The organism is Cellulomonas sp. IC4_254 (genome assembly GCF_011603975.1).
Taxonomy (GTDB): domain Bacteria; phylum Actinomycetota; class Actinomycetes; order Actinomycetales; family Cellulomonadaceae; genus Cellulomonas.
The window spans coordinates 1-3,172 of record NZ_JAANNB010000291.1 but is presented as its reverse complement, the minus strand read 5'-3'; the positions used below and the strand labels follow the sequence as shown (position 1 = coordinate 3,172).

General features: G+C 77.5%; 4 protein-coding genes. All 4 read right to left on the bottom strand.

Annotated features, from left to right (window positions below):
* A partial coding sequence (locus G6556_RS17960) for a DUF222 domain-containing protein (protein WP_166944392.1) occupies positions 1 to 1,207 on the bottom strand: 1,207 nt, incomplete at its 3' end.
* A 189-nt stretch (positions 1,208 to 1,396) separates the two neighbouring features.
* Complete coding sequence (gene arr / locus G6556_RS17955) at positions 1,397 to 1,807, bottom strand: NAD(+)--rifampin ADP-ribosyltransferase (RefSeq protein ID WP_166944390.1); 411 nt, start codon at positions 1,805 to 1,807, stop codon at positions 1,397 to 1,399.
* A 157-nt stretch (positions 1,808 to 1,964) separates the two neighbouring features.
* Positions 1,965 to 2,876 (bottom strand): oxidoreductase, encoded by a 912-nt coding sequence (locus G6556_RS17950; RefSeq protein WP_166944388.1) that lies wholly within the window; start codon positions 2,874 to 2,876, stop codon positions 1,965 to 1,967.
* 64 nt (positions 2,877 to 2,940) lie between these two features.
* Positions 2,941 to 3,172: hypothetical protein (locus G6556_RS17945; RefSeq protein WP_205693716.1), on the bottom strand; the 232-nt coding region annotated here is incomplete at its 5' end.

The window sequence follows — 3,172 nt, the reverse complement described above, 5'->3', positions numbered from 1 at the left end:
GTGGGGCCCCGAAGCGATCTCCGCCGACGGGATCAGGAGCGTCGGCCGGCGTGGTCGCGGGGACCGGGCGGGTGCCCACGCCGCCGGTCTCGCGCGGGACGAGGGTCGCGGTAGCGGGCGCGGTCGGGATCGGGTCCACGGCGTCGAGCGGGACGATCGTGGCTGTCGGGGTCGGTTCGGCGGGCGGCCTCGGCGCGAGCCGGAACGTGCTGGTGGTCCGACGCTCCGGTGACGTGCGCGGCGTGGGCAGCGGCTGCGCCTTCAGGGAGTCGAGGTAGACCTGGAACGCCGGCCCGTTCGCCTCCGGGACGTCCCCGACGACCAGGTCGCGCAGCCCGTCGGCGCGCAGCTGGTCCAGGGTCCTGCCGTCACCGGCGGCCTTCGCGGCTCGGGCGGCGTGGTCCAGGACCCCGTCGACCCGGGTCGCGTCCTCGGCGGCCAGCACCAGCCACATCGAGGCCATGCCGTCGGGTTGGGGGCGGGGGCGAGTGACGCGGCGCGTGCACCGCGCCCGCTCGTGCCGGCCCGCGGCGCCGTCGGGGTCGACCCGGCGGATCTCGCGCTGGACGCGCTCGCGCAGCTCTCCGATCGAGCATCGGCCGGCGTCGGGCAGCACCGCGTCCTCCACCGCGTGCGCGACCTGGAACGACTGGTCGGTCAGGCCAGCGGCCAGCACCTCGGCCTTCGCGGCGTCGACGTGCCCCGCCTCCAGGGCCTGGCGGGTGGCGGAGAGCAGCCCGTCGAGGGCCTGCGCCCGGCGCACCACCCGGTTCGCGGTCAACCGCGGCCAGCCCAGCCGCATCGCGAGCTCGTCGCCGGCGACGCTGGGCTGCGTGGGCGGGGCACCTGCGAGCGGGGACCAGTCCGGGCGCATCTCCTCCCTGCTCGCGAGCTCGGCGACCAGGCCCAGCATCCGGGCGTGCTGGTGCGCCTCGACACGGGCCTGCGCGGCGATCGCCTCCAGCAGCACCACCGGGGGCAGCACCGACGGGTCCAGCGCGCGCAGCCAGGCATCCAGCACCGGGCCCGGCGGGCACGACCGGATCGCCTCGACCTGCCGCTGCTCACCCGTGCGAGGCGCCCGTCCCGCCGCTGCCGCCGGATCCGGACCGAGGTCCGTCACGCACGTCCCATCGGGCCCGTAGACCGGCAGCACCGGGGCGGCGACCAGGTCGTCGTCGGTGTGTTCCTGCAGGTCAGGTGCCATGAACCAACCCTAGGGCCCGCCACCGACACGTCCTCCGTCGCGCGACCCACCCTGGGGACGGAGCACCACCACCGCGCCTGTGGAGGAGTCAGCATCCGCACGACGAGCCGCGCCCGCACGACGAGCCGCGCCCGAACGACGACCCGCACCCGGGCACGCCGCCGCGCACGCGCGGTCAGCCGTCCCGCGTCAGTTGATGATCTCGCCGCGCTCGTCGGCCGCCAGCTCGGCGAGCCGCGAGCGCCACGTCGCGAGGGCCTCGGGGGTCAGCCGGGGCCAGTCGACGACCTCGCGCACCACCCGGAGCGGGGCGGCGCTGCGGTACGACCGCGTGGGGTTGCCGGGGAACTTCCTGTCGGTGACGTTCGGGTCGTCCTCGTAGGGGCCCGTCGGCTCGACCTCGTACACCCGGGGCTCGGCGTCCCCCGCCGCCAGCTCGGCGGCGAGCCCGGCACCGCCGACGAGAGCCGTGAAGTACACGTGGTTCATCGTGACCTCGGGGCGGTAGTTCGACCGGAAGCCCGCGGTCAGGTGGTCGCCGGCCCGGAGGTCGGCCTTGGTGCCGTGGAAGAACGGCCCGTCGTCCAGTGCCTGGTTCACGCGCCCAGGCTAGGCCCGCCGCGGGTGGCCGCGGCACCAGCGGGCGCCACCCCGACGCCTGTGACCCGCTCCGGGGTGCGCCCGCCGTGCGTGACACCGACCCAGGAGCACCCGCGGGTGACGCAGAGCGCGTCGGCTGCCGCGGGCGCCCGGCGCGTCACCCCGGGCCGTCGCTCGCCGCTGCGAGCAGCGGGACGAGGACGTCGCTGATCGGCGTGGGCACGCCGTGAGACCGGCCGCGCCGGCGGACGACCCCGTTGCGGACGTCCCACTCGAGGGGCCGCCCGGCCTCGCGGTCGGTCAGGATCGACGTCCCCCGGTCGGTCGGCGCCGCCCGGAACGCGGCCAGGAGCCGCGCGGGCTCGTCGTCCGGGAGGTGCGCGCCGTCCGCCCGCGCGACCGCGAGGCACTCCGTGAGGTACGCGAGCGCGAGCGCCCCGAGGTCTTCGCGCCGGAAGACCCCCGAGCGGCGACCCGTCACAGCCATGAGGCCGGCCGCGGCGTTCTGGAGCAGCTTGCGCCACGCCTGCGTCGCGAAGTCGGTGGAGACGTCCACGGCGCACCGGGTCCCCCGCAGCGCCGCGGCGACCGTGGCGGAGCCGGCCGTGTCCGGGACGGTCAGACGCGGGTCGGCGAGGAGCCGGACCGCCCCGTCGTCCTGCTGGACGGCCGGGAACCAGACCACCGCCGGGACGACTTCGCTCCCCGGCACCAGCGGGGCGACCGCCTCCCGCTGCTCGACACCGTTCTGCAGCACGCAGACGACCGTGCGCGGCCCGCAGAGCGCTGCCAGCCACGGCGCGGTCGACGCGGTCTGGGTCGCCTTCGCGGCGAGGAGCACGACGTCCACGGGATCCGCGACCGTCCCGGGGTCGGTCAGCACGGGGCCCGGGACGTCCACCGCACCGCGGTCGGACTCCAGGCGGAGCCCCGCGCGCGGCCGCCGACCGGCGACGACCGGGGTGCGGCCGGCCTCGTGCAGCAGGGCGGCGACCACCGTCCCGATCGCGCCGGGTCCGACGACCGCGGTGCGCGGGTGCTGCGCCTGCTCGGTGGGAGTGGGGCTCATCGTGCCGTCCTCACGTGGTGCCGGGTCGATCGACGCGCCCGCTGCCCTCGGGGGCTGCGGGGGGTCACCCGCCGACGCCAGCGCGCGCAGGCCTCCGGGCTCGCCGGGTCCGCACCCGCACGCCGACCCGCGCCAGCCACCACACCACGGCGGCCGCGAGCCCCGCGAGGGTGCCGGCCGTACCTCCGACCTTCGCCGCCGCCGACAGCACGGACTCGACGCCGGACCCCGACGCGCCGAGCCCGCCGACCACCGCCCCCGCGACGCCCGCCACCACCACCGCGCCGACGGCGACC